The organism is Spirosoma profusum (genome assembly GCF_014699005.1).
Taxonomy (GTDB): Bacteria; Bacteroidota; Bacteroidia; order Cytophagales; family Spirosomataceae; genus Spirosoma; species Spirosoma profusum.
On sequence record NZ_JACWZY010000065.1, the window covers coordinates 1 to 24,044 of the forward strand.

Genomic DNA, 24,044 nt, shown 5'->3' on the forward strand with positions numbered 1-24,044 from the left:
TCAACAATTGCTGGATGCGCCAGCACGAGCGGTTTTCACCAACGAATTCATGGAAAACTGCGCGTTAGATCAGGATGGAGTAATTAGTTAATGAGGTATTTTTTGTCATCCTGACGCAGGAAGGATCTTAAGGTTTCCCAGCACTCAAATAAGGAAACTTTAAGATCCTTCCTGCGTCAGGATGACAAAAAGCCGTTTCAGCAAGGAGGGGGATGTATGCCATTACTTCGAGTAATAGCATACATCCCCCTCCCTGATTATTACAAATGGGTTACTTTTTATTGAATCATAACGGGGACTTCTACATTTTCCCATTTAAGAACAACGCCTTTGCCCGTTACGTCGTAAGCCAGTTTCTCATTCATCTGAGAAGCCTTCATTGGCTTGGTCGTCACTCGTAGTACGTCCTTTGACTGGTCATATTTGAAAGCCCCCCACTGATTAGGTTCTTTGTTGAAGATGATCGTCCACTCTTTATCGCCGGGAATAGCAAAGAAACCATATTTACCAGCAGGCAGTGTTTTACCTTCAACTTTTATGTCTTTGTCCGTTTCGAACGTAGTGGCTTCGTTCGCACCCGCCCGCCACACTTTACCGTAAGGAGCCAGACTGCCGCTTGGATCCCATACGTTACGTCCTTTTACTGAAGGGCTGCTGTAATTGACGGTGATGTTTGCACCACCTACTTTTCCGCTGGCGGTTGCTGGAGGGCTGGGACGGTTAGCTTTGTCGCCCTGTGCCCAGGTCATGAGGGTCATTAACGTGCCGACTAACGTCAGAGCGATAGTCCGGTTCATTCGTGTTGTTTGCATTTGTCTATAGAGTTTTGGAAATGAGTGGCTAATGTAAAAATAATGTAGCAAACTCAAGAACGTAGCAGCGATTTATTTAGCCAATGAACGTAGCATCCTGAAAAGCAAAACGCCCGACTACGTAGCGTCAGGCGTTTCATATTTATAACTATTCCCACTCGATGGTGGCTGGCGGTTTCGACGAAATATCATAAACCACTCGGTTAACCCCTTTCACGCGGTTGATAATTTCGTTAGAGATGTCGGCCAGAAATTCATACGGCAGATGCGCCCAGTCGGCGGTCATACCGTCTACGCTCGTCACGGCACGTAGCGCCACAACGCGTTCGTAGGTACGTTCATCACCCATCACCCCCACCGATTGCACCGGTAACAGGATCGCACCCGCCTGCCATACTTTGTCGTAAAGCCCTTCGCGTTTCAGGCCGTCGATGAACAAGGCGTCGACCTGTTGCAGAATCGCGACTTTTTCAGGAGTAATATCACCTAAAATACGTATCGCCAGTCCTGGTCCCGGAAACGGATGCCGTCCCAGTATAGCTTCGGGCAGACCGAGCGTTCTGCCAACGGCCCGCACTTCGTCTTTAAACAACGTATTGAGCGGCTCCACAACTTTCAGTTTCATGAAATCGGGCAGACCACCAACATTATGGTGCGATTTAATGGTCGCAGATGGCCCTTTTACCGATACCGATTCAATGACGTCGGGATAAATCGTGCCCTGACCCAGCCACGCTACGTCCTCAACCAAATGAGCTTCCTGATCAAATACGTCGATGAATGTTTTACCGATGGCTTTCCGCTTGGCTTCAGGGTCGGTGAGTCCGGCAAGTGCGGTATAAAACTGTTCTTTGGAATCGACGCCTTTTACGTTCAATCCCAGCGTTTTGTAGGACTCCAATACGCCCGAAAACTCATCTTTCCGAAGTACCCCGTTATCGACAAAAATGCAGTAGAGATTCTGACCTATGGCCCGGTGAATGAGCATAGCCGCCACCGACGAATCGACACCACCCGACAGACCCAGTACGACTTTATCGTTACCGAGTTTTTGCTTCAATTGCGCCACGGTTGTTTCGACAAACGAAGCCGCCGTCCAGTCCTGCGAACAGCCGCAAATATCGACTACAAAGTTATGCAGCACTGTTTTTCCCTGAAGCGAGTGCGTAACCTCGGGGTGAAACTGAATGCCATAAGTCGGTTCGCCGTCAATCTGAAACGCAGCAACCCGAACCGAATCAGTAGACGCAATAATGTGGAAATTCTCAGGAATACTGGTAATCGTATCGCCATGCGACATCCAGACCTGCGAATGCTGATCAATACCTTTCAAAAGTGGATTCTCCGATTCGACAGTACCTAACTTCGCCCGGCCATACTCGCGGTTGGACGACGGCTGTACTTCTCCACCACTCGTTTGTGCCATCAACTGAGCTCCGTAGCACACGCCCAGAATGGGTAGTTTATGCCGGAAATTGGCAAGTTGAACCTGAGGAGCTTCGGCGTCACGTACCGACGATGGACTTCCAGAAAGAATGATGCCCTTTATATCGGGCGTAATTGTGGGAATGTGATTGTACGGATGGATTTCACAGTAGACGTCTAGTTCGCGAACCCGGCGGGCAATTAATTGAGTGTACTGCGAACCAAAATCCAGAATCAAAATCTGTTCAGTGGCCATGATGGGTCTCTAAAATGCAAAGTTAGCCCATTTTGGCGGCAAGGCAAATTTAAAGAGTAAAGGAGCGAAATTGCGAAAACCATCTGACAGGCTATTCGCTCTTTCGCTCCTTTACTCCGCTTCGGCGGTCCGATTTCACTCTTTAAGGGTACAGGAGGTATTTTTTTCGCTTGATTTTATACGCGTCCAGCGCGGGTTGCCAGCTTTTGCGGATTTTTTCTTCTGAAACACCCGTCATTAATTGCAGTCGAAACTGGTCGGTGCCGGCTAATCTATCAATGTAGTTGGTGGCCAGAAAAAACTTGTTTCTATCCGACGCCCGTTTACTAAAATCGAATATATAATTCAGCATAAGCCCTTTCTTTGAGGCTACTACGTTCGACAAATCAAGTCCGTAACACCGTTGACCTTCAAACGGAGGATTTATCGCTCCCGGTTTGTCAACAGGTGTAAATGTGTAGGGCCCATATTTCGTAAAAGGCGAACCAATCACCTGAAACTGCTTATCCGTACCCCGCCCAACGCTGACAACTGTTCCTTCAAAAAAACAAATCGACGGATAGAGCAAAATTGATTGCTGATTGGGCAGATTGGGCGAAGGCGCTACTGGCAGTACATAGGGGGTCTGGTGCGTGTAATTTTTGAGTGGAATTATCGTGAGCTTGCACGTTTTGGCACCGGCTAACCACCCTTCGCCGTTGATCATGTTTGCCAACTCGCCGATAGTTAAGCCGTACACAACCGGAATCGGATTCAGCCCCACAAACGATTTGAATTTAGGATCGAGCACGGGTCCGTCGACGTAGTGACCATTGGGGTTCGGCCGGTCGAGAACAATCATGGGCTTATTTGCTTCGGCACAGGCTTCCATAACGTAGTGCATAGTACTGGTGTAGGTATAAAATCGCGCGCCAACATCCTGAATATCAAAGACAATAACATCCAGCGAATCCATCTGCGAAGGTGTCGGCTTGCGCGTATCGCCATACAACGACGCAATCATGACGCCGGTACGTGTATCGCGAGTGTTGTTGATGGTTGCACCATCGGTGGCATCCCCCCGAAAACCGTGCTCAGGCGCGAAAATTGTTTTCACGGCGATACCTCGCGCCAGTAACGTATCGGCCAAATGAGTTTTCCCGATAATGGATGTATGGTTGACAACCAACCCGACACGTTTGCCCTGCAAGGCGGGTAAATACAAGGCTATCTGGTCGGCCCCGGTCTGAATAGCAGTTGGTTGGTTGTGGTTCGTTTGCGCGAAACAGGCAAACCCAATTAGACAAAACCCCGCCAGAAACAGTTTAGTACGGAAAGACATAGTGTAGAAACGAATGAGCGTTCTCACAAAACTCTTACTTTTACCAGAACAAAAAAATAGTTAGCAGTCACGGTCCGCCGTTGCGGTTAGTCAATAGACGCTGATCGTCAGTTGGTAGTTATCGATATAACATAGTACTTACTGCAACCTGACGACTATTGACTAACGACTATCAACTAACTACTTTATCCATCTCTTGAACGTCCCCGTTTTTTTAGCCCGTAAAGTTCGCCATGCGCCCGAAGGTAGTTTTTCGGCCACGGTTACGCGCATTGGTATCGGTAGCATCGCGCTGGGTCTCAGCATTTTGATTGTAGCGTTTGCCGTTCTGTATGGTTTCAAAAACACCATTCAGCAAAAGATTTTCCTGTTCGGCGCTCACCTTCAGGTCAGTAAATTCACCAACAACAACTCATACGAGGAATCACCCCTACCGCTCAACACGGTTCTTTACAAGGAAGCCAATAAGGTTCCGGGGGTACGTCATATTCAGGCGGTGGCCCTGAAAGCGGGAATCCTAAAGACCGATACGGAGTTAACAGGCGTGATTTTAAAAGGTGTGGGTAAAGATTATGACTGGAATCTGTTTCGCAGTTCGCTAATAGCCGGAACGGTTCCCTCGGTCGGAGCTGATACCGGGACTGGCTCAACGCAAGTGCTTCTGAGTCAGTTTATGGCTAATCAGTTGGCGGTAAAAGTTGGGGATAACGTACCACTTTATTTTTTGGGCAATACACCCCGCGCCCGCAAAATGAACGTAGTGGGTATCTATGAAACGGGCCTCGAAGAGGTCGATAAAACTATTGCGCTGGGCGACATTCGATTGATTCAGCGACTCAATCGCTGGGGAGCCGACTCAGTTGGTACGTATGAAATTTTCGTAAATGACTTCACGAAGTTGAATGCCACTGCCGATAATGTTTTCGACGTATTGGCCCCCAACATGCGAATTACCCGCGTAACAGATCAGTACCGCCCGCTGTTCGACTGGATGATTCTACTCGACCGAAACATGGTTATTCTGCTGAGCTTAATTGCTTTTGTAGCGTCGTTCAACATGGTATCGGTGCTGCTGGTGCTGATGATGGAACGCACCCCAATGATTGGCTTACTGAAAGCACTCGGCGGACCGAATCCCCTGATACGTAAGATGTTCCTGGCCGTGGGATTGAATATGGTCGGCTGGGGGCTAGTGATAGGCAACGGGGTTGGGATACTTATCAACTTCCTTCAGGATCGCTTCAAGCTGATTCCGCTTGACCCCAAAAATTACTTCATGAACTACGTACCAATCGTCTGGGACTGGCCAACGATTCTATTCCTGAACGTAGCAACTATTTTAATAATTGCGGTGATTTTATGGTTCGCTACGTTCATCATCAACCGAATCCAGCCCGTGAAGGCGCTGGCATTCAAGAAGTAAGGATTGATGTATAATATATGAAGTATGTTGTAGTTCCTGGCAATACATCATACTTCATATATCATATTTCATTGCACAGCTTTCACCGTATACCCTTTCTGACGTAGTAAATTAATAACACCCTTGTCGTTACCAAGATGTCCGGCTCCGAAAGCAAAAAACGTAGGTTTTTCTTTAGCTGCTTTTTCGATCACCGGAATCCAGTTGGCGTTACGTTCTCCAAGTAGGCTGTCTTCAAATTCACCGATATCGCCAAATTTGCTGGATTTCATAAGGGCCATGAGTTTACTGACATCATTTGTTTTGTAGGCAGTCAGCAGGTCCGAAAACTCTTTCTTTGCTTCGTCGGGCATTTTCGCCATATCGACCAAACCTTTCAGTTGCTCTTCTATCGGAATTTTATCCAGCGCGGCTAATTGAGCGTCAATCGTTTCCAGACCCAGTACTTCTTTTTTGTCTTTTGCCGCCATTTGCGCAAACGTCATATCATACGACGCAGGTTGGCAGGGAAGTACGGTCATGTACATCAGCGACAATAGGCCAATGGGTTTAAACCGCTCGAACTGCGCCAGACCCATCTTCATTTTTTCTTTCAGGTAGTTATCCAGTACCGTGTAATCTTCTGGCTTGAGCAAATCTTTCAGGGTTTTACCGTCGGTCATTATAATGGCCTTTTGCATGTTGATCATCATCGATGGATCATCTAAATCAAGCTCCAGGTAGACTTGCTGGGCGTCGCCAACGGCTTTTTGAACCGATTCCGAAATGGTCAGATCATTCGGGCAAACCAGATGGAGCGTACCGTAGAGATAGGACGGCTTTGTGAGGCCCGGCCCTGTAACTTCATAAAGCAGGGTATTATCCTGCGCCTGGGTGGAAACCAATGCACCTACAGAAAGCAGGCCAGCGAGTGCGATTTTGGTAATTGTTTTTCGTTTCATAAATAGATTCATTAGATAGCTGCGGAAGAGTCCGGCAAGATGACAAGTCGTTTTCATACGTAACTTTGGTTTGCCGACCCTTCCTAACGAAATTACAAAACGAATGATTGCACAACAACCCAAGTCGACTTCCCCTAAATCGGCGACTTTTACGCATAAAATTCGCCTGGTTACAGCGGCTTCGCTGTTCGACGGGCACGATGCGGCCATCAATCTGATGCGTCGGCTGATGCAGGCGTCGGGGGCTGAAGTAATTCATCTCGGTCACAATCGATCTGTGGCCGAAATTGTTGACTGCGCTATTCAGGAGGACGTGCAGGGAATTGCCGTAACGAGTTATCAGGGCGGCCATCTGGAGTTTTTCAAATACATGTACGACCTGCTCAACGAACGGGGAGCCGGTCATATCAAAATTTTCGGGGGTGGTGGCGGCACGATTCTTCCGGTCGAGATCGAGGAGTTACACGCTTATGGCATTGCCCGGATTTACTCGCCCGACGATGGCCGGGCGATGGGTCTTCAGGGTATGATTGACGATTTGCTACGTCAGTGTGATTTTGAGTTAACATCGTTAGATACCGTTGATTATCAGAATTTAAAAGAAAATCCAAACCAGATTGCCCGATTAATTACCACCGCCGAAAATCACCCAGAGCAGTTCAGTAGCGCCAGCCTGAAACCGTTTATGCAGGATGTTCCAGTTCTTGGCGTAACCGGTACGGGCGGTTCGGGGAAATCATCTCTGGTCGATGAACTGGTGCTACGTTACTTGCGAACGTATTCTGATAAAACACTGGCTATCCTATCGGTAGACCCGTCGAAGCGTAAAACCGGCGGGGCGCTCCTCGGCGACCGCATCCGCATGAATGCCATCTACGCGCCCAGCGGCACTCCCGGTCGTGTATACATGCGGTCACTGGCGACGCGGCAGTCAAATCTGGCCCTGAGTCGATACGTTCAGGACGCTATCGATGTATGCAAAGCCGCTCAGTTCGACCTGATTATTGTGGAAACGTCGGGCATTGGCCAGTCGGATACAGAAATCACCGAACATGCCGACAAAACACTCTACGTCATGACCGCCGAATACGGGGCCGCTACGCAGTTGGAAAAAATCGACATGCTCGACTTCGCCGACATAATAGCCATTAACAAGTTCGACAAACGCGGCTCTCTCGACGCGCTACGTGACGTACGGAAACAATACCGACGTAACCACAATCTGTGGGACGTACCGGACGACAAATTACCCATCATTGGCACCGTAGCCTCCCAATTCAACGACGCAGGCATGAACGCCCTTTTCGAGTGCCTGGGGCAGAGGGCATGGAGCAGAGGATTTACGGCAGAGGACTTAGGGCAGGAGGTAAATATTAATTCCACCCCTCCCTCTGCCATCATCCCTCCTGATCGGGTGCGGTATCTGGCTGAGATTGTGGAAGAAAGCCGTCGATACGATCAGTTTGTGGAGGAACAATGTGCGCTGGCCCGACAGCTTTATCAGGTCGACGGTACGTTGAAGCTGGCTACGGATGCAGCAACACAGGAAGCGTTGCAACTAATTTATACGAAGCTTGACGCGCAATTGCACGCTGACAGTCGGGCATTGCTTCAGCAGTGGCCAGATTTGCAAAAACGTTACGTTGCCGAATTTTATGAGTTTAAAGTCCGGGATAAGATCATCCGGCAACCGTTGTATTCGGAAACGCTGTCGCACCTGAAAATCCCGAAAGTAAGCTTACCCAAATACCACGATTGGGGTGACGTGTTACGTTGGTTACTGACTGAGAACGTACCGGGAGAATTTCCGTATACGGCTGGCGTGTTTCCGCTCAAGCGAGAAGGAGAAGACCCTACGCGCATGTTTGCGGGCGAGGGCGGTCCCGAACGTACCAACCGGCGCTTTCACTACGTATCGAAAGGGCTGCCCGCCAAGCGACTCTCCACCGCTTTTGATTCTGTTACGTTATATGGCGAAGACCCGGCGTTACGTCCCGACATTTTCGGCAAAATTGGTAACTCCGGCGTAAGCATCTGCACTCTCGACGATGCCAAGAAACTCTATTCGGGCTTCGATCTCTGCGACCCTGCTACGTCGGTTTCGATGACTATCAACGGTCCTGCACCTATGTTGTTGGCTTTCTTCTTAAATGCAGCTATTGACCAGCAATGCGAAAAATGGCTGAGCCAGCAGGGGGCAGCGGGCATGGGGCATGGGATGTCTATTGAATTCGCTGTCTCATCTTATAACGGTACACTTCCAGAAGGGAATGATGGCCTAGGGCTGAAGCTATTGGGTACGACGGGTGATAAGGTTTTGCCGCGTGAGGTGTATGAGCAGATCAAAGCCGATACGTTAAGACGGGTGCGCGGTACAGTGCAGGCCGATATTCTAAAGGAAGATCAGGCACAGAATACCTGTATTTTTTCGACAGAATTTGCGCTCCGCATGATGGGCGATATTCAGCAGTATTTTACGGATAATCAGGTGCAGAATTTTTATTCGGTATCGATTTCGGGCTACCACATTGCTGAAGCGGGAGCGAATCCAATTTCGCAACTGGCATTTACGCTTTCCAATGGCTTCACGTTTGTGGAGTATTACCTGAGTCGGGGTATGCATGTCGATGATTTTGCGCCAAATCTGTCGTTCTTTTTCTCGAACGGCATGGACCCGGAATATACCGTTCTTGGCCGCGTGGCCCGACGTATCTGGGCGAAAGCCATGAAACATAAGTATAAAGCCAACAGCCGGTCGCAGAAACTCAAGTATCACATTCAGACATCGGGGCGGAGTCTGCACGCGCAGGAAATTGCGTTCAACGACATTCGTACTACGTTGCAGGCGCTACTGGCTATTTACGATAACTGTAACTCGCTGCATACCAATGCCTACGACGAAGCCATCACCACGCCTACTGAAGAATCGGTACGTCGGGCAATGGCGATTCAGTTGATTATCAACCGCGAATTTGGTCTAACCAAAAATGAAAATCCATTACAGGGTTCCTTCGTGGTGGAAGAGTTGACTGATTTGGTCGAGGAAGCCGTTTATCAGGAATTTCTGGCCATCAATGAGCGCGGTGGCGTATTGGGCGCGATGGAACGAATGTACCAACGTAGCAAAATTCAGGAGGAATCGATGTATTATGAGACGCTCAAACATAACGGCGAGCTACCCATTGTGGGCGTCAATACGTTTCTCGACCCGGCTGGTTCACCCACTACGTTACCCCGCGAAGTGATACGTTCGACAGACGACGAGAAACGTTACGCAGTCAGTTCGTGTCAGGCATTTCAGGGACGAAATCAAACCGCAGCCGACGTAGCACTAGCGAATTTACAGGCCACAGCGTTGGCTCATGGAAATATCTTCGAAAGACTTATGGAAGCGGCTAAAGTGTGTTCGTTGGGCCAATTATCAAACGCGCTTTATGCCGTAGGCGGGCAGTACCGGCGGAATATGTAAATGCTTATTTAACGTAACATATTGGTTTTTTTGTCATCCTGACGCAGGAAGGATCTTAAAATTCCCTAGCACTCTAGTGAGGAAACCTTAGGATCCTTTCTGCGTCAGGATGGCAAAAAAACCAATATGACATTAATAATTAATCATTTAATTCATCAATTACCCCTAATTCCCGCTACTTACTACACACAAAACTGCTTTGCACTGAATGCAATTTTTGCCAATTAGCATGCTCTGTCGGCTTCGGCGACAATTCAAACAAAACACCCGTTCGGTCGTACTTACGACAACTTGTTACGTGAATTACGCAGTTTAACGTAATGGGCTTCTGCGCCATGTAGTCAAGCATGGTAATAGTTCCCTCATACATATCATCACCGGACGCGCTTTTGGGCAGTTTCCTGATTGATACGTTCGTTGGCGTTTCTTTTCTCACCATAATATGCCGGTCTACGATGTTACGACCGACCAAGCCTGAATAATAGGCGGTTAAATCTTTCTGTAAGCTGGCTGCATTTATCTGCGGACGTCCTTCGAGCCACCACAAAAACGCGTATGACCAATAATCAGGGCTTGATTGTTTGGCCCAACCCGGCGCGAAACGTAAATCTTCAATTCCTTTGTACGAGATTTGAGGAGCAAAATCAATGGGGATGGGAAAGCGTTCGGTAGTCCATTTATCGGGAATACGTAGCGTATAAGGCGGTTTCCAGGTATGGATGTCAAATTTATTGGGCAGGGCTTGCCCATGAACTGTCAGGCAGATTAGCGTAATGATTGTTACAAGTAAAGATTTCATACGTTTTGGCGAGATTATAGGCCAAAAGTATTTTCAGTATTGATCACTACGTAAGTATTTAACTTTTGTTATGTTTTTTTAACAACTAACTGATTTACTGAGCCATTGCCTTCGATTCGTATCAAGACGCACTCTCACGCCGGGATGGTGTTTTGACGATGGCAAACTGCTGAAGAAATAATTTATGATTGTTTTCCGGAAACGAAATCGGCCCTTTTCGACCTTCCACGTAAAATTGCCCCTTATCGATTCGCTCTACGTAGTCCAGATTGACCAGCAATGAGCGGGAAAGCGAATAGAAATTTGTCGTTGTGAAAAACTGAGCGAGATAGCCCAGATTCATCGTAAAAACGCGTTTTTGAGCTTCACCTACCAGATAGATTTCGACATATACCCGGTCCGCTGCCAGATATTGTACGTCATTCTTTTTGATTCTGACATAACCCCTCCCCTGCTCTACTGGCAAATACAGGCTGTCCGATAAAAACGGATCAACTGAATTGGCTTGTGTCGCCTGATAATTGTAATAAGCCAGCTCAACCTGAATCGCTAACTCTTTATGTCTGAATGGTTTCAGCAAATAGGCCGCTGGCCTTGTCTGCTGTGCCCGGGCAAAAGTTGGTTGTTCGGAGTGACCGGTGAGGTAAATGATCGGAATGGTTTGCTGGGTCAGCACACGCTGGGCAATTTCGATACCGTCTTCGGGAGAATGTTCTAAATGAATGTCGATCAATATCAGGTCGGGTGGGTTGATACGTACTAAAGTCAGCGCAGCCGATAAGTTACGAGCAATACCAGTTACGTAGTGACCTGCTTTTTCCAACGTTTCCTTAATGTCATTCGCTGTCACCAGCTCATCTTCAATAATCAGGATGTTAAGCGATTTCATCTAAATAGCACTTCGTTTACTTTTCCCACTTGTTGTAAGTCGGAAGCAGGTTAAATATCATTTCAAATATCACACCGCCCTCATTGTCAAATTTATACGTACCATACATTTGTTCTACCTGCATTTGAATCAGCCGCAAACCGAACGATTTTGTTTGTTCCTTCGCTACGTCGAATCCATTGCCATTGTCGCTTACCCGCATAGTAAACGTTTTCTTATCCAGAGTGGCCTCGATTTTTAAGGTAGGGTGTGGATTATCGACAAAAGCATATTTACAGGCGTTGGTCACCAACTCGTTCAGGATCAACCCGATACGCATGGCATAGTCGGCTGGCAAAACGACAGTAGGGAGAATTTGATAACTGACGTGAACTCTATCCAACTCGAAAGCTTCCAAAACCATTTCGGTTAGTTCGCGGACAAACTCGTCGATGTTAACAGCAATCATACTATCGCCATCGTACAGTTTGCGCTGAAGAAGACTCATGACCTCGATACGTCGCTGACTATCTTCCACGGCGTGCCTGGCACTTTCGTCGTCAAGCCGATTCGACTGGAGACTTAATAAACTGGAAATGAGCTGTAAATTGTTCTTTACCCGGTGATTTTGCTCTTTTACCAGGGCTGCATTATGCAGGCTTAGGCGCTGGTTTTTGTTCGAAATCCGATAGAATGCAACACTCGCCACCCCAGTTCCCAACAACAAAACGATTAGTACAACCAGAAATCGCCGTTGATTCTGTTCATTCTGCTGACTAAGTGCGAGTTCTCGTCGTTGACTTTTCAGCTGATCCTCTCTTTTCTCTGTCTCGTATTCGACTCCAAGCCGGGAAACGGCTCCATCCCGGTCAGCCATTAAAAGATCATATTCATAGTTTCGAGCCAGCTCAGAATACTTAAAGGCGTTTTGCCAGTCTTTTTTCTGCTGATAATAAAGTGTATAGGTACGAGCCAATTTTATTTCCAGTTCAAACTCTCTGAAATTAAGCCCGTTGTATATCTTCTCCGAGGCCTGTAACAACGGATAAGCCTGATCGGGCTGATTAAAAAGCAGGTGCGTTCGGGCGAGCTCCTGACTTTGAAGTGCCTGATTAAGTTTATGACCCATTTCTTTAAACAGTCTGAGGGCGGCTTGCTGATATCGGAACGCCTTAGGATTTCTCTGGTACTGGTAAAATTCACCTAACGTCAGGTAGGTTCCTGCTAAGGCTGTTGGTTCTTTTAAAATCAGAGCGATACGTTCCCCCTGCTTACAATAATAGAATATGCTATCGGTTAAAGAACGGATTTGCGTGCTATCCGGATTATGAAAATATACCGCAGCAAAAGCCGTGGCCATAATCTGATAAGCTGCCAATTGCGTCCGTTTCGGCCCATTCTGGCTATAAGCTAGCGATAAACGGGCATAATTTAGTGCCTTATCCCAATTATGCTGGTCGTTTTCCATACCTGACAACTGGACGTATATTCTACTGACTTTGTCGAATTTACGTTTCTGCTCAACAATGCGAAGCGATTTCATGAAATAGTCTTTCGACTTCAGATAGTCACGGGCCGCTACGTGTATTTTACCGTTTAGATAATACGCTTCAGCCATAAGCAACGTATCATTTTTCGAAATGGCTTCCTGCTCGACCTCCTGCGCATACGCCAACTTTTCTTTCTGAAGAGGCAAACTCTTCGGCAGTTGGGCGGTACTTATTGTCTGAAAAATAAGTGCGAACAGGAGCGATAAAATACTGTTGACCAGTCGCATAGAAATGGTGTAGCCTCCTCATTACGTAGAAAAGAGGGAGATAAAAGTAGCCGTTTTCGGAAGATCATACTCCGATGAGAGTCGTTTTTTTTACATCAGGGATATTCGGAAAGAAAATAGACTAGTTCGGAAAGAAATTACCACAATTGAGCAAAATACCAGAAAATCTTTATCCCGAACTCGCGTCAGTCTGGTAGACGTAGCGGTACAGATAGGGGCCATTGATTCCGGAAAGCAATCACAGGGATTTGGAAAGAGGTTTGTCTACTTGAGCAATCCAAATCTTTCAACATGATAAATGTGAGTAAAATTGAATAGTCATTGATGCGGCTTTCGCTTCTATTCACCCCAATTCTCTTCATCTAATTACCTCAATGCTACGTTCCCACGCTACGTTGTAAAATACCCTAAAGCTATTGCTGAGGGGTGTTTTCAACCGACTCTTTCAATTAGTAACGTACTGCCCTTTTAGCTACTTGATCCTAATCATAACTATGAGAAACTCTCTACTTCTCTCTGCATTCCCAAAACCACTATTTACTAGTAACCACGCTGAGAATGATGAAAACAGGGAAACCTTTTCTTCGCCAATCTCCTCTAGAACAGTTGCCCGTTTTTGGCGAACTATAGGTAAGCTATTTGCCCTGTATTTGCTGACAGTTGGTTATGCTAATGCGCAATGTACAGCTCCTTATGGCCCCTTTTCCTATGGAATCACCTATAATACTGCCCAGCTATACTGGTATTCTACGGGGGCGCCACAGGGTTATGAACTGGACTATCGCCAGCAGGGGAATGCGACCTGGACAACAGTTCCGCTCACTACCAACAGTTATAGTCTAACAAATCTGGCGGCCAGCACTACGTACGAATGGCGCGCACGAATCTACTGTGGGAACAATGTATTTTCAACGTACACAACCACCCAGACATTTACAACAACGGGTTGCCTGGCTCCCACTTCTCCCAGTAACAACGGTATAGCAAATACTACAGCCAACCTGTATTGGTCGAGCAATGGAGCAACCTATGAACTGGATTACCAGCAACAGGGAGCAGGCACCTGGACAACGATACCCGTTACGACAAACTATTACAGCCTAACTGGCTTGACCACCAACACGGCTTATAGCTGGCGAGTACGATCAAATTGTGGGACGACGACATCGGCTTATACCACGCCACTAAGTTTCACGACGGGATGCCAGATTCCAGCCTCGCCTATTACGTCGGGCGTGTTGGCCTACTCAGCCCTACTTTCCTGGACAAACACGAACTCAGGGGCCAACACAGGCGCAACCTATGAAATTGATTATCGCATCCAGGGTGCCAGCGAGTGGACTACGGTGATTCCTCCTAATAATACGTACTCCTATAAGTTAACAGGCCTTAACAATAACACTACGTATCAGTGGCGGATACGGTCAAACTGCGGGGGCGGTTCCTTGTCCGGAAACACGGCTGTACAGACATTCACTACGGTCTGTAATGCGCCCACAGGCCTTAATGCTACAAGTATCTCCTTTAGCTCAGCTACGTTGAATTATAATATAACAAGCGCGGGCGCAACGTATGAAATTGATTATCGGGTACAGGGAACGACGAACTGGACAACTGTAATTCAGACGAATACACAGAACTATTATTTCCCCTTAACTGGTCTCAGTAATAACACCGCCTACGATTGGCGTATGCGCTCAAACTGTGGAGGTGCCCTTTCGGCCAATTCGTCTGTCCAGAGTTTCACCACCGTTTGTAAACTACCTACCGCGTTGAGCGTCAAAGCCAATTCGTTTGCTGCTGCGATTTCCTGGACGGCTCCTGCTACTGATATACAATATGCCTTACAATGGCGGCAGGGAACAGGCAGTTGGACAACTATTCCAGACATTACACGCGCGCAATACGTACTTACGGGGCTTACCAGTGGAGGAGCGTATCAGGTACAGGTACAGAGTGTTTGTGGGGCATCCTCAACTACGTTCACAACGCCGGTTTCGTTCACCGCGAACTGTCCCGCCCCCGCGACATTAGCCGTTACCGCGCAAACTTTCTTACCTGTTACAACCCGTGTATTCAGCTGGTTAAATAACAGTGGTGTAGATTATGAAGTACAGTGGCGGCCACAGGGTAGTGCTACCTGGAATACTTCGCCCCTGTTGAATGAATATGCCAATGATAGCTACAGTATTCCTAATGGTTACAGTAATTACAAATTAAATGACCTCGCTGCTGGTGTGTTCGAATGGCAGGTACGTGGAGTTTGTGAAAACGGCGCCACAACAGCCTATACAACGGGGCAATCGTTTACCGTAATAGCTCCGATCAGTGCTAGCTGCAATTCGGCTCCTCCTGCTTCGGGTGGTGCGACTGCTACGTTTAGTGCGGCTCTACTCCTATGGCCAGGCGATGCTAGTGCTGTCCACGAAGTTCGCTGGAGGCCACAGGGCAGCACGACCTGGAACCTGGCAACAAACCTTAAAACCCGGATTCGTGCAGGTACCTCAATAAATAATGGTCCAAGTCCTGCGCTGGTTTTGCGAAACCTACAGAGCAATACAACTTACGAATGGCAAGTCCGTACCCTCTGTCCCGATAACCCAAATACCACGTTCGGAACATTAAGGACATTTACCACTTCCTGTGCTTCTCTCTCTGGTGTGACAACAAGCGAGGTTGCCTCCAATAAGGCTATGTTAAGGTGGGATACAAACTGGAGTAACCTGTTCGGACCCACTCAGCAGGAAACTGGATTAACGGCTCAGGACCTGGGCTTTCAGTTTGAAGTCAACTGGCGGCAGGCAGGAGCCTCCACATGGAATGTTGTTACCGGTCTGACATCCACCCTTTTTTCGCTCACTGGTCTGGCCAACAATACCGCTTACGAATGGCGGGTGCGGAATATCTGTTCACCAACAGCCACCACAGAATTTACTACGCCGTTGAGTTTCACAACCCAGTGTGCATCTGTCAGTGTCACCTCTGTTTTCAACAACTATTGTGATATGGCTATTGTGTACACAAATTCGGTGGGTATAAGTGACGGGGGCAACTTTAACGTTCGTTATCGGGTAGTTGGAGGCAGTAGCTGGTCGGTACAAAGTTTTACAAACGCAGGTCAGGTGAGTTTAACGGGACTGACCGGAAATACTAATTACGAAATTCAGGTACAGAACAACTGCGGGGCCGGTACGCAAAGCAGCTATTCGAACTCGACTACGTTTAACACTCAAATCTGTAGCCCAACAATCTGTACCCCAGCTTATTCCGACTACCCATCCCAGACTGATATCTCCACTGATGGAGCTACAGTCTATTTCAACGGAACGAGACCCTCCTTTGAGTTACGCTGGCGACAAAGTGGCACAGCTGGCTGGACCACCGTTCCCATTTCATTTACTTCGGGTGGTACACCTTCGTATCGAATAACGGGGTTAACTCCCGGAACCAACTACGACTGGCAGGTTCGCTCAACCTGCTCTATTCCAACCGATTTCTCACCCATAACTTATTTTAAAACTGGCTGCAATATCCCGTTTAATCTGGCTTCCAGTAATATTCAGTCAATTTCTGCCCAACTATCTTACGATGGCTTTGGTAGCGGAACGTCTTACGAAATCCGCTATCGAACGGGCGCAAATGCCTGGGTATCGGTAACGACCAGTAATACCAGTACGTATCAGTTAACCGGCCTAACTAACAATACAACCTACGAATGGCAGATTCGCACTCTCTGTAGTGGTGGAGGGACTTCCTCCTGGTCGTATTCGCTATTTTTTACGACAGTCCAATGTGCCAATCCAACCAATCTATTTGCCGACCGCATTGATGGTACATCCGCACGGGTCAACTGGTTTACACCTTACACGGGTGCTACGTTTACCTTACAGTATCGACAGCAGGGCAACTCGACCTGGACAACCGTAAATAACATCAATGGTACCAGCATGGGCGCTAATTACGTAGCGTCATTGACTTCTTATGCAGTTACTAGTCTAAGTCCGCAGACTGTTTATGAATGGCAGGTATTGACCAACTGTGGCGATGGAAGCAACTCATCAACTATTTATCAGCCACTTACATTCCTAACCACAGCCGCCAGTGGTACCGGAACGTGTACCAGTATGATTACGGTCCAAAACGGTGATTGGACGAACCCGGCAACCTGGTCATGCAACCGCGTACCGACAGCAAGCGATCCGGTGCAGGTTCTGCACAACGTAACGGTTCCAGCTAGTACTACAGGGCGGGCACTGCGCGTAACGTATGGGGCTGCGGGTAAAGTAACTTTGGGAACATCTGCGCGAATTATACTGGCGCAGTAGCGATTAGCTAAATGATACGTAGCAGTATCTTTTAAACGAGTAATTCTTCCAGCGGTGTCAGCATCTCAGTCGAAACACCGCTGGAAGAATTTAAACACATCAATTACTACGTGCCGTGAATTATGACTAAGTCAACGGATTGTAAACGAATTAGTTAATCCCTCCATCAAATCATTATTCACATTAACGTAGCATTTACTGAAACAGCTTTCGCATCCAGACTTTCAGGCGGGAAGGTTTGCGGATAAGAACGATTCCCCCGCCGGTTATGTCTCGCATATGTTCTGGTTCATACGCTACTATATCTTCCAAAACAATGGATGGACTCAACGGCGATGCGGAGAAGGTTGTTTTTGCGTGAAGGCGTCCTGTGTTAGAACACCAAATGGCAAACTCTGTAATACGTCTTTTTCCAGAAACGGATAAGCTAAACGAACCCGTGCTGTCCGTTCGCGTTTGCCAGGTCTTTCCTGTTTGACCTATTGTTACGTGTGCCTGGGCTACGGGCGATACGTTCCCGGCTGAGTCCGACCGCATAAACCGGCCAGAAACCGTCCAGCTCATGTCGGTATCTGAACTACTCTTAATTGGCGGAATGTCAGGAATAATCGGACGTAATGAGTTCTTTGGGGTAGTGGTACGTTCTGCAAATGAATTTGTTTGGTTCGATTGTGCCCGCACTGTTTGCAAACCGAGTATTCCCGCAGCCAGAAAACTAATCCAATGTCTCCAACCTGAAAGATTTTGTCTGGCAGGGTTTATGAAACAATTTAATTGGTCGTTACGGAAACGGCCACATCCAGGTGCAGAAGTCTTCTGGAAAACAGCCATTAATTCTTTATCGGAAAGTGCCGTATAATCAACAACTACTTTCCGGCAATTCGCACAAAATCGCCCGCGTTCGGCCGGTTGCATTTCCTCCCAACGCTCATGACAGGCCTTCGGAATTTGAATGCTTAAGCTCTTCATAAATTCGCCGAAAATCTGTAATTAATTTTTACTACGTCGAATGCGTGGTGGTCGTTCTCAGATCTGACCTCACGCATTCAACGTAACGATTCAATTCTACGTAGCATCTTCAACGCTGGCGTCGGGCGCGTTACGTTTTACGGACTCAATTCCGTTATCGCGGCCGTCGGCGCCTTCATACATCTGGCTGGAACCGATAATCTGACCGTTTCCTGCTTTCAGATTGAAGTAGTACTTTCCGTTTGCTGACTCTTTGCGGCTGTAGTTGTCGTCATCCGGTGCATTTTTCCGTACCGACTCGATACCATTTTCGCAACTGGCTCGGGTAGAGTACCCTTCGCTGGTGAGGATTACCTGTCCGTTATCGGCTTTCAGGTTGAACTGAAACTCGCCATTGCTTCTTTTCGATAGCACAAACTTGCCCATACTTGATTTGGATTTAGGTTAATACGCATTACTTATCAGGCAATTATACAAATAACTTTAGGAAGTGCAATTTTTTAAATGCCCTCGCTAAATACCTTCCGGTTCCCTGACTTTCAATCTACTAGCTGTCTATTTAAAGAGTAGATGCATTTGTCCAGACCTGGCTCCAACTAAAGACGTAATTCAGGCAGCCTGGTAACCGGATGTGAAGTTTTTTCAGGAAAAATCACCTTCTTACGGGTAAACTGGCCTGTCCATTGTTTTAAGCTAAAGGAAGAGATAGTATCCATTCACATGGCAAAAACCTCACTTACTACGTTTCTGTCTCGCGCTGGACTCGACTGGTTTATTCTGGCTTTGCTGGGCATGATTGGGCTGGCTAAACTCTGGCCGACACCCGGTATTCAGGAGGGGCCACTTTCACTGTCGGCGTTATCTTCCTATGGCGTTTCGCTGATTTTTTTCTTCTATGGATTGAAATTGAATTTCAGTCAGTTGCGAGCTGGCTTGCAGAACTACCGGCTTCATTTGGTTATTCATCTCACTACGTTTGTCTTGTTTCCGGCAGTCGTACTACCGCTACGTACCCTGCTACAAACACCCGATACTGACCTTCTCTGGCTGGGTATTTTCTACGTAGCAGCGTTACCGTCAACGGTTTCATCGTCGGTGGTCATGGTCTCTATTGCAGGAGGCAACCTGCCAGCAGCGATTTTCAACGCCAGCATTTCCAGCCTCATTGGGGTATTTGTAACACCACTTTTGATGAGTTTTTTTCTGGTCGACACCACCGGGCAGTATGATTTAGCGGGCGTTATCGGCAAACTGACCCTTCAGGTTATTGTGCCCGTAATACTGGGGCTATTATTGAACCAACGGCTTGGCTGGTTTGCAGCTCGACATAAAACGGCGCTACGTTACTTCGACCAGATAACCATTTTGCTCATTGTTTACACGTCCTTCTGCGAGTCATTTGCGCTACGTTCGTTCGAGAAAATTTCGCTGGGTGATTTACTTTGGCTCGCCCTTCTGATGCTGGCTCTCTTCTTTCTGGTTTTCGGTCTGGTTACGTTACTAAGTCGACTACTCGATTTTAATCGGGAAGACCGCATTACAGCGCTATTCTGCGGTTCCAAAAAATCGCTGGTGCAGGGTAGCGTCATGGCCAATGTCCTGTTTCCGGGTAATCTGGCGGGTGTAGCGCTGTTGCCCATTATGATCTATCATGCCCTTCAATTGATCGTTGCCAGTATTCTGGCGCAGGGAATGGCACGTCGCCAGCAGGACGTAACAAAACCCATTCAACCCTGAATCTGGCCCCTTCCGCACTCAGAAATCGGTATTCAGCCAGATACTCCCAGTAGCCCATTAAACGCAGCACTTCGATTGTCCTCTAAGAATCAGATAACCTTAAAAACACAATCTGATCATGAAAACGACAATCATAGCCGCCCTGACATTTTTCACCTTATCGACTGGTGCTACGTTCGCTCAACGCGCTTATAATAAACCTTTTGACAACCGCCCTCCGCAATACGGTGGCACGCGAAATGATCGCGACCAGTTTCAGGATGAATTGAAAATTGACCGTATCGACGCCATCGTTGGTTTATCGCGCCGTCAGGAAAAGCAGTTGCACAAAATCGGGGATAATTACGACCGCGTCCAGCAAACGTCGCGGATGACGCCCGATGGTTTACGTCAGCTTCAACTCCGCAAACGTCAGGATATGCTGGCCGTATTGACCTCCGCTCAACGCGACCGTCTGTTTGCCGCTCAGCAGCCAAATCGTTACAATGGCCCTTACGGCCGCCGTGGCTAGGCACATAACGTAGCAAATGGAAATCCCCAACCCGGTATGTTAAATTATCGTGTTGGGGATTATCTTTTTATGTCGACCCGGTACTTTTACGGGAATTAGCCTGATCAACGTAACGTGTCCATAAACAACGTAGCGACTCCGCCTTTCTCAATCCCATTTAAACGCGATGATTTCGGCCCTGATTTCATTTGGGGAACGGCGACGGCAGCCTATCAGATTGAGGGGGCTGTCGACCGTGATGGCCGTACACCCTGCGTTTGGGATACATTCAGTCGACAAAAGGGACGTATCAAAACCGGCGAAACGGCTGACGTAGCGTGTGAATTTTACGACCGTTACGAGTCGGATCTGCAACTGCACCAATCTCTGGGATTAAAAGCGTTTCGATTTTCTATAGCCTGGTCGCGCATTTTGCCCGATGGCTTTGGTCCCACCCACGGCGGCTGTATCAATGAATCCGGGATTGCGTTCTATGATCGACTAATTGATTGTTGCTTAAAGCTGGGACTTACGCCCTGGATCACCCTGTACCACTGGGATTTACCACAAGCGCTCGAAAATCTGGGCGGCTGGCCAAATCGTAAGATTGTGGACTGGTTCGCTGATTACGTGGACGTTTGCACGAAAGCATTTGGCCATAAGGTAAAGCACTGGATTATCCTAAACGAACCGCTGGCGTTTTCGGTGCTGGGCTATTTTACGGGTCAGCATGCGCCTGGTCGGCGGAGTTTTCGAAGCCTGCTGCCCGTTATTCATCATACGGCGCTTGCTCAGGCCGAGGGCGGACGTATCGTGCGACGTAACGTACCTGATGCACAGGTAGGTACTACGTTCTCCTGCTCTCCCGTCGACCCATTTACTCCTCGCGACAAGGCTGCGGCAATTCGTGTCGATGCCCTGATGAACCGGCTGTTTATTGAACCGGCGCTTGGTCTGGGCTACCCAAAAGAATTGCCATTTCTGAATGGAATCGCCAAAAAAGTAGCCAAACCCGGCGATATGGAAGCGCTCGCTTTCGATTTCGATTTCATTGGTTTACAACACTATTTCCGGGCGGTGGTAGAGCAGTCGTATTTCATGCCGTACCTATGGGCTTCTCAGGTATCACCCCTGCGACGTAACGTAGCGACGATTACTGAAATGGGTTGGGAGGTTTACCCCGAAAGTATGTACCGGATTATTCAGCAATTCAGTCAGTACGATGGCATCCGAAAACTGCTCATTACCGAAAGCGGAGCGGCCTTCTACGACTCTGTTCAACAAGGCGTTGTGAACGACGTAGCACGACTTACGTATCACCAGAACTACCTTGGGCAGGTGCTACGTGCCAAACAGGATGGGTTTCCGGTAGACGGTTATTTCGCCTGGACTTTCCTGGACAATTTCGAGTGGGCCGAAGGTTACCGCCCCCGTTTTGGGCTGGTTTACGTCGATTTCCGAACACAGCAACGTATCATCAAGGCATCAGGCAAGTGGTTTCAGCAGCTATTGGCATAGGGGTAAGGGCATAGAGTAGATTTGTAGTTACCCTATGCCCTATGTTACGTTACACCTTTAGTTTCTCGACATTCTTGTAGCTGATCGCAATTGATTCCAGCGGGGGAAGTTTGCAGACGTCCTGCTCCACAAAATAGTGTGCCAGACCAGCGGTTTTTTGCGCATCAAAAATCCGCTGGAAGTTGATCGAACCCGTTCCGACGGGGGCAAAGGCGCGCTCGGCGGTTTTTTCCATGTCTTTAATGTGCCAGAGTGGGAATCGTCCGGGGTGTTTTTTAAACAGTTCGACCGGATCCTGATCGGCGAAGGTAGCCCAGTACAAATCGAGTTCGAGTTTAACCAGATTTTTATCGGTACCACTCAGCAATACTTCGTACGGTATTTTTCCATCTATTTCCTTAAACTCAAAATCATGATTGTGATAACAGAACTGAATACCAGCCGATTTGCACACCTCCGCCGATTTATTGAACAGGTCGGCAAACTGTTTGTAATCGTCCAGTTTCTTCCGCTCGTCGGGGAATAAATAAGCGCAGACCATGTATTTCTGCCCAATCGCAGCCGCATCATCAACCGCTCGTTTCCAGTCGTTTGTGAGCGTTCCTTTCATGTTAGGCATTGTTTTACCCGTCGTATAGTGCCCACTGGGAGCCGACAATCCCAGGCTTTTCAGATACGCACTGTATTCTTTGGCTGTTTTACCGAAAAACTTACCATCTGAATAACCAAACGACTCTACTTCTTTATAGCCAATGTCTGCCACTTTTTTCAACGTACCGTCGGGGTCTTTCGCCATCAGGTCACGTAGCGTATAAAGTTGTAAACCAACGGTTTTCGATGAAGCAGCAAATGTATTACAGGTGGGCAACAGGGCAACTGAAGTTGCCAGTGCACTCCATTTCAGAAATTGTTGACGAGTTATTTTCTCCGAATAATTCATATAGAAATCAAGTAATCAACGATGAGCGAACTGCTCACGCAGAGGCAAAAGCTACGTAGCAGTTGGGTTTACTGTTCTCACTACGTAGCACATAGCCAACGTAGCGTTTCGGCATTACGTACAGCATTTCCGCCACCGTCGTTGTTGAAATACACGAACACCTCTTTGCCCATTGCCTGCCATTCCCGAATGCGGTCGGCCCACCAGCGCAAATCGTCATCCGAGTACGAGCCTCCGTATAAGTGTTGCGTATCAGGTCCGTGAAGTCGCAGGTACACGAATGACGACGTAGTACGCAGGATACAAGGCAAGTGCGCGCCACTCATGATGCAGTAAGCCGTCTGGTGTTGTTCCAGTAAATTGAAAATAGCTTCAGTATGCCAGGTCGGATGCCGAAACTCGACAGCCGTCCGGATCCAGTCAGGAATCTGGTCGAGAAAATAGGCGAGTCGGTCATAATCGCAGGCATGGTTTGGCGAAAGTTGTACGAGCAGAATGGCCCGCTTTTCTCCTAATTCGTGCCAGCATGTCTTTATGCGCTCCATCCAGGTTTCGGGTGCGTAAAGCTTCTTGGCGTGTGTAAGTCCACGCGGGGCTTTTACCGTCAGCAGAAAACCGTCGGGCAATCGTCGTCGCCAGGAAGCAAACGTAGGCTGTTTGGGCCATCGATAGAAACTGCTATTGAGTTCAACTGTCTGAAATCGCTGAACGTAGTACGCCAATCGGTCATGAACGGGCGTATTATGTGGGTACAAAACACCCTGCCAATGCTCGTAACTCCACCCCGACGTACCGATGTGAACAGCCATCTGCGCTCCGTTTACTATTAATCTGTTTTAACTTTTTATGGAAGAAGTTTTTTTGTCATGCTGATGAAGCCGGGCCGCCGGAGGGGGAGGGTCTTAGCGGTTCCTAGGCTGGGGAAAAGGGAAATTTTAAAAAGTTCCGCTCCGGGGGGCCCGCCTCGCCTGCGA

The 24,044-nt window shown here is 47.9% G+C and carries 17 protein-coding genes; 6 read left to right on the forward strand and 11 right to left on the reverse strand.

Annotation, left to right across the window (positions count from 1 at the left end):
- Positions 1-278 precede the first annotated feature (278 nt).
- The 3 genes from IC229_RS33970 to IC229_RS33980 form a co-directional block, all read right to left on the reverse strand.
- Complete coding sequence (locus IC229_RS33970) at positions 279-812, reverse strand: DUF2911 domain-containing protein (protein WP_190893317.1); 534 nt, start codon at positions 810-812, stop codon at positions 279-281.
- A gap of 148 nt (positions 813-960) precedes the next feature.
- Positions 961-2,493, reverse strand: coding sequence for a glutamine-hydrolyzing GMP synthase (gene guaA, locus IC229_RS33975; RefSeq protein WP_190893318.1), 1,533 nt, complete (start codon positions 2,491-2,493; stop codon positions 961-963).
- 142 nt (positions 2,494-2,635) lie between these two features.
- Complete coding sequence (locus IC229_RS33980) at positions 2,636-3,814, reverse strand: exo-beta-N-acetylmuramidase NamZ family protein (RefSeq protein ID WP_190893321.1); 1,179 nt, start codon at positions 3,812-3,814, stop codon at positions 2,636-2,638.
- Positions 3,815-4,010: 196 nt separating this feature from the next.
- Between IC229_RS33980 and IC229_RS33985 the strand changes: the two genes are divergently transcribed.
- On the forward strand, positions 4,011-5,237 hold the full coding sequence (locus tag IC229_RS33985) for an ABC transporter permease (protein ID WP_190893322.1): 1,227 nt from the start codon (positions 4,011-4,013) through the stop codon (positions 5,235-5,237).
- Positions 5,238-5,305: 68 nt separating this feature from the next.
- Here IC229_RS33985 and IC229_RS33990 read toward each other — a convergent pair whose 3' ends face one another.
- Complete coding sequence (locus tag IC229_RS33990) at positions 5,306-6,178, reverse strand: TraB/GumN family protein (RefSeq protein ID WP_190893324.1); 873 nt, start codon at positions 6,176-6,178, stop codon at positions 5,306-5,308.
- A 103-nt stretch (positions 6,179-6,281) separates the two neighbouring features.
- On the opposite strand from IC229_RS33990, the gene IC229_RS33995 reads away from it, so the two are divergent.
- Complete coding sequence (locus IC229_RS33995; RefSeq protein WP_190893326.1) at positions 6,282-9,647, forward strand: methylmalonyl-CoA mutase family protein; 3,366 nt, start codon at positions 6,282-6,284, stop codon at positions 9,645-9,647.
- A 175-nt stretch (positions 9,648-9,822) separates the two neighbouring features.
- Here the strand turns inward: IC229_RS33995 and IC229_RS34000 are convergent, their stop codons facing one another.
- From IC229_RS34000 to IC229_RS34010, 3 genes are all read right to left on the reverse strand, one after another.
- A complete protein-coding gene (locus IC229_RS34000) occupies positions 9,823-10,446 on the reverse strand; it encodes a hypothetical protein (RefSeq protein ID WP_190893328.1) in 624 nt (207 codons plus the stop codon).
- 121 nt (positions 10,447-10,567) lie between these two features.
- Positions 10,568-11,335, reverse strand: coding sequence for a response regulator (locus IC229_RS34005; protein WP_190893330.1), 768 nt, complete (start codon positions 11,333-11,335; stop codon positions 10,568-10,570).
- A 16-nt stretch (positions 11,336-11,351) separates the two neighbouring features.
- Positions 11,352-13,091, reverse strand: a complete 1,740-nt coding sequence (locus IC229_RS34010; protein WP_190893332.1) for a sensor histidine kinase — start codon at positions 13,089-13,091, stop codon at positions 11,352-11,354.
- Between the two features lie 494 nt (positions 13,092-13,585).
- Here IC229_RS34010 and IC229_RS34015 point away from each other — a divergent pair, with 494 nt between their 5' ends.
- On the forward strand, positions 13,586-17,416 hold the full coding sequence (locus IC229_RS34015) for a fibronectin type III domain-containing protein (RefSeq protein WP_190893333.1): 3,831 nt from the start codon (positions 13,586-13,588) through the stop codon (positions 17,414-17,416).
- 195 nt (positions 17,417-17,611) lie between these two features.
- Here IC229_RS34015 and IC229_RS34020 read toward each other — a convergent pair whose 3' ends face one another.
- Positions 17,612-18,385 carry a carboxypeptidase-like regulatory domain-containing protein gene (locus IC229_RS34020; protein WP_190893335.1) on the reverse strand — a complete coding sequence of 258 codons (774 nt, stop codon included), beginning with the start codon at positions 18,383-18,385 and terminating at the stop codon, positions 17,612-17,614.
- A 96-nt stretch (positions 18,386-18,481) separates the two neighbouring features.
- Positions 18,482-18,811 carry a YegP family protein gene (locus tag IC229_RS34025; protein ID WP_190893337.1) on the reverse strand — a complete coding sequence of 110 codons (330 nt, stop codon included), beginning with the start codon at positions 18,809-18,811 and terminating at the stop codon, positions 18,482-18,484.
- Positions 18,812-19,105: 294 nt separating this feature from the next.
- On the opposite strand from IC229_RS34025, the gene IC229_RS34030 reads away from it, so the two are divergent.
- From IC229_RS34030 to IC229_RS34040, 3 genes are all read left to right on the forward strand, one after another.
- Positions 19,106-20,122 carry a bile acid:sodium symporter family protein gene (locus IC229_RS34030; RefSeq protein ID WP_190893338.1) on the forward strand — a complete coding sequence of 339 codons (1,017 nt, stop codon included), beginning with the start codon at positions 19,106-19,108 and terminating at the stop codon, positions 20,120-20,122.
- Positions 20,123-20,240: 118 nt separating this feature from the next.
- Positions 20,241-20,633, forward strand: coding sequence for a hypothetical protein (locus IC229_RS34035; protein WP_190893340.1), 393 nt, complete (start codon positions 20,241-20,243; stop codon positions 20,631-20,633).
- 114 nt (positions 20,634-20,747) lie between these two features.
- A complete protein-coding gene (locus tag IC229_RS34040) occupies positions 20,748-22,130 on the forward strand; it encodes a GH1 family beta-glucosidase (RefSeq protein WP_317171696.1) in 1,383 nt (460 codons plus the stop codon).
- A gap of 49 nt (positions 22,131-22,179) precedes the next feature.
- Here IC229_RS34040 and IC229_RS34045 read toward each other — a convergent pair whose 3' ends face one another.
- Together IC229_RS34045 and IC229_RS34050 are read right to left on the reverse strand one after the other, a co-directional pair.
- Positions 22,180-23,070, reverse strand: coding sequence for a sugar phosphate isomerase/epimerase family protein (locus tag IC229_RS34045; RefSeq protein WP_190893342.1), 891 nt, complete (start codon positions 23,068-23,070; stop codon positions 22,180-22,182).
- An 80-nt stretch (positions 23,071-23,150) separates the two neighbouring features.
- Positions 23,151-23,879, reverse strand: a complete 729-nt coding sequence (locus IC229_RS34050) for a DUF72 domain-containing protein (RefSeq protein ID WP_190893344.1) — start codon at positions 23,877-23,879, stop codon at positions 23,151-23,153.
- Between the last annotated feature and the right edge of the window lie 165 nt (positions 23,880-24,044).

Coding starts and splice junctions, on each gene's coding strand:
- IC229_RS33970 (WP_190893317.1), bottom strand. CDS start 812: ATGCAAACAACACGAATGAACCGGACTATCGCTCTGACGTTAGTCGGC.
- guaA (WP_190893318.1), bottom strand. CDS start 2,493: ATGGCCACTGAACAGATTTTGATTCTGGATTTTGGTTCGCAGTACACT.
- IC229_RS33980 (WP_190893321.1), bottom strand. CDS start 3,814: ATGTCTTTCCGTACTAAACTGTTTCTGGCGGGGTTTTGTCTAATTGGG.
- IC229_RS33990 (WP_190893324.1), bottom strand. CDS start 6,178: ATGAAACGAAAAACAATTACCAAAATCGCACTCGCTGGCCTGCTTTCT.
- IC229_RS33995 (WP_190893326.1), top strand. CDS start 6,282: ATGATTGCACAACAACCCAAGTCGACTTCCCCTAAATCGGCGACTTTT.
- IC229_RS34000 (WP_190893328.1), bottom strand. CDS start 10,446: ATGAAATCTTTACTTGTAACAATCATTACGCTAATCTGCCTGACAGTT.
- IC229_RS34005 (WP_190893330.1), bottom strand. CDS start 11,335: ATGAAATCGCTTAACATCCTGATTATTGAAGATGAGCTGGTGACAGCG.
- IC229_RS34010 (WP_190893332.1), bottom strand. CDS start 13,091: ATGCGACTGGTCAACAGTATTTTATCGCTCCTGTTCGCACTTATTTTT.
- IC229_RS34015 (WP_190893333.1), top strand. CDS start 13,586: ATGAGAAACTCTCTACTTCTCTCTGCATTCCCAAAACCACTATTTACT.
- IC229_RS34020 (WP_190893335.1), bottom strand. CDS start 18,385: ATGAAGAGCTTAAGCATTCAAATTCCGAAGGCCTGTCATGAGCGTTGG.
- IC229_RS34025 (WP_190893337.1), bottom strand. CDS start 18,811: ATGGGCAAGTTTGTGCTATCGAAAAGAAGCAATGGCGAGTTTCAGTTC.
- IC229_RS34030 (WP_190893338.1), top strand. CDS start 19,106: ATGGCAAAAACCTCACTTACTACGTTTCTGTCTCGCGCTGGACTCGAC.
- IC229_RS34035 (WP_190893340.1), top strand. CDS start 20,241: ATGAAAACGACAATCATAGCCGCCCTGACATTTTTCACCTTATCGACT.
- IC229_RS34045 (WP_190893342.1), bottom strand. CDS start 23,070: ATGAATTATTCGGAGAAAATAACTCGTCAACAATTTCTGAAATGGAGT.
- IC229_RS34050 (WP_190893344.1), bottom strand. CDS start 23,879: ATGGCTGTTCACATCGGTACGTCGGGGTGGAGTTACGAGCATTGGCAG.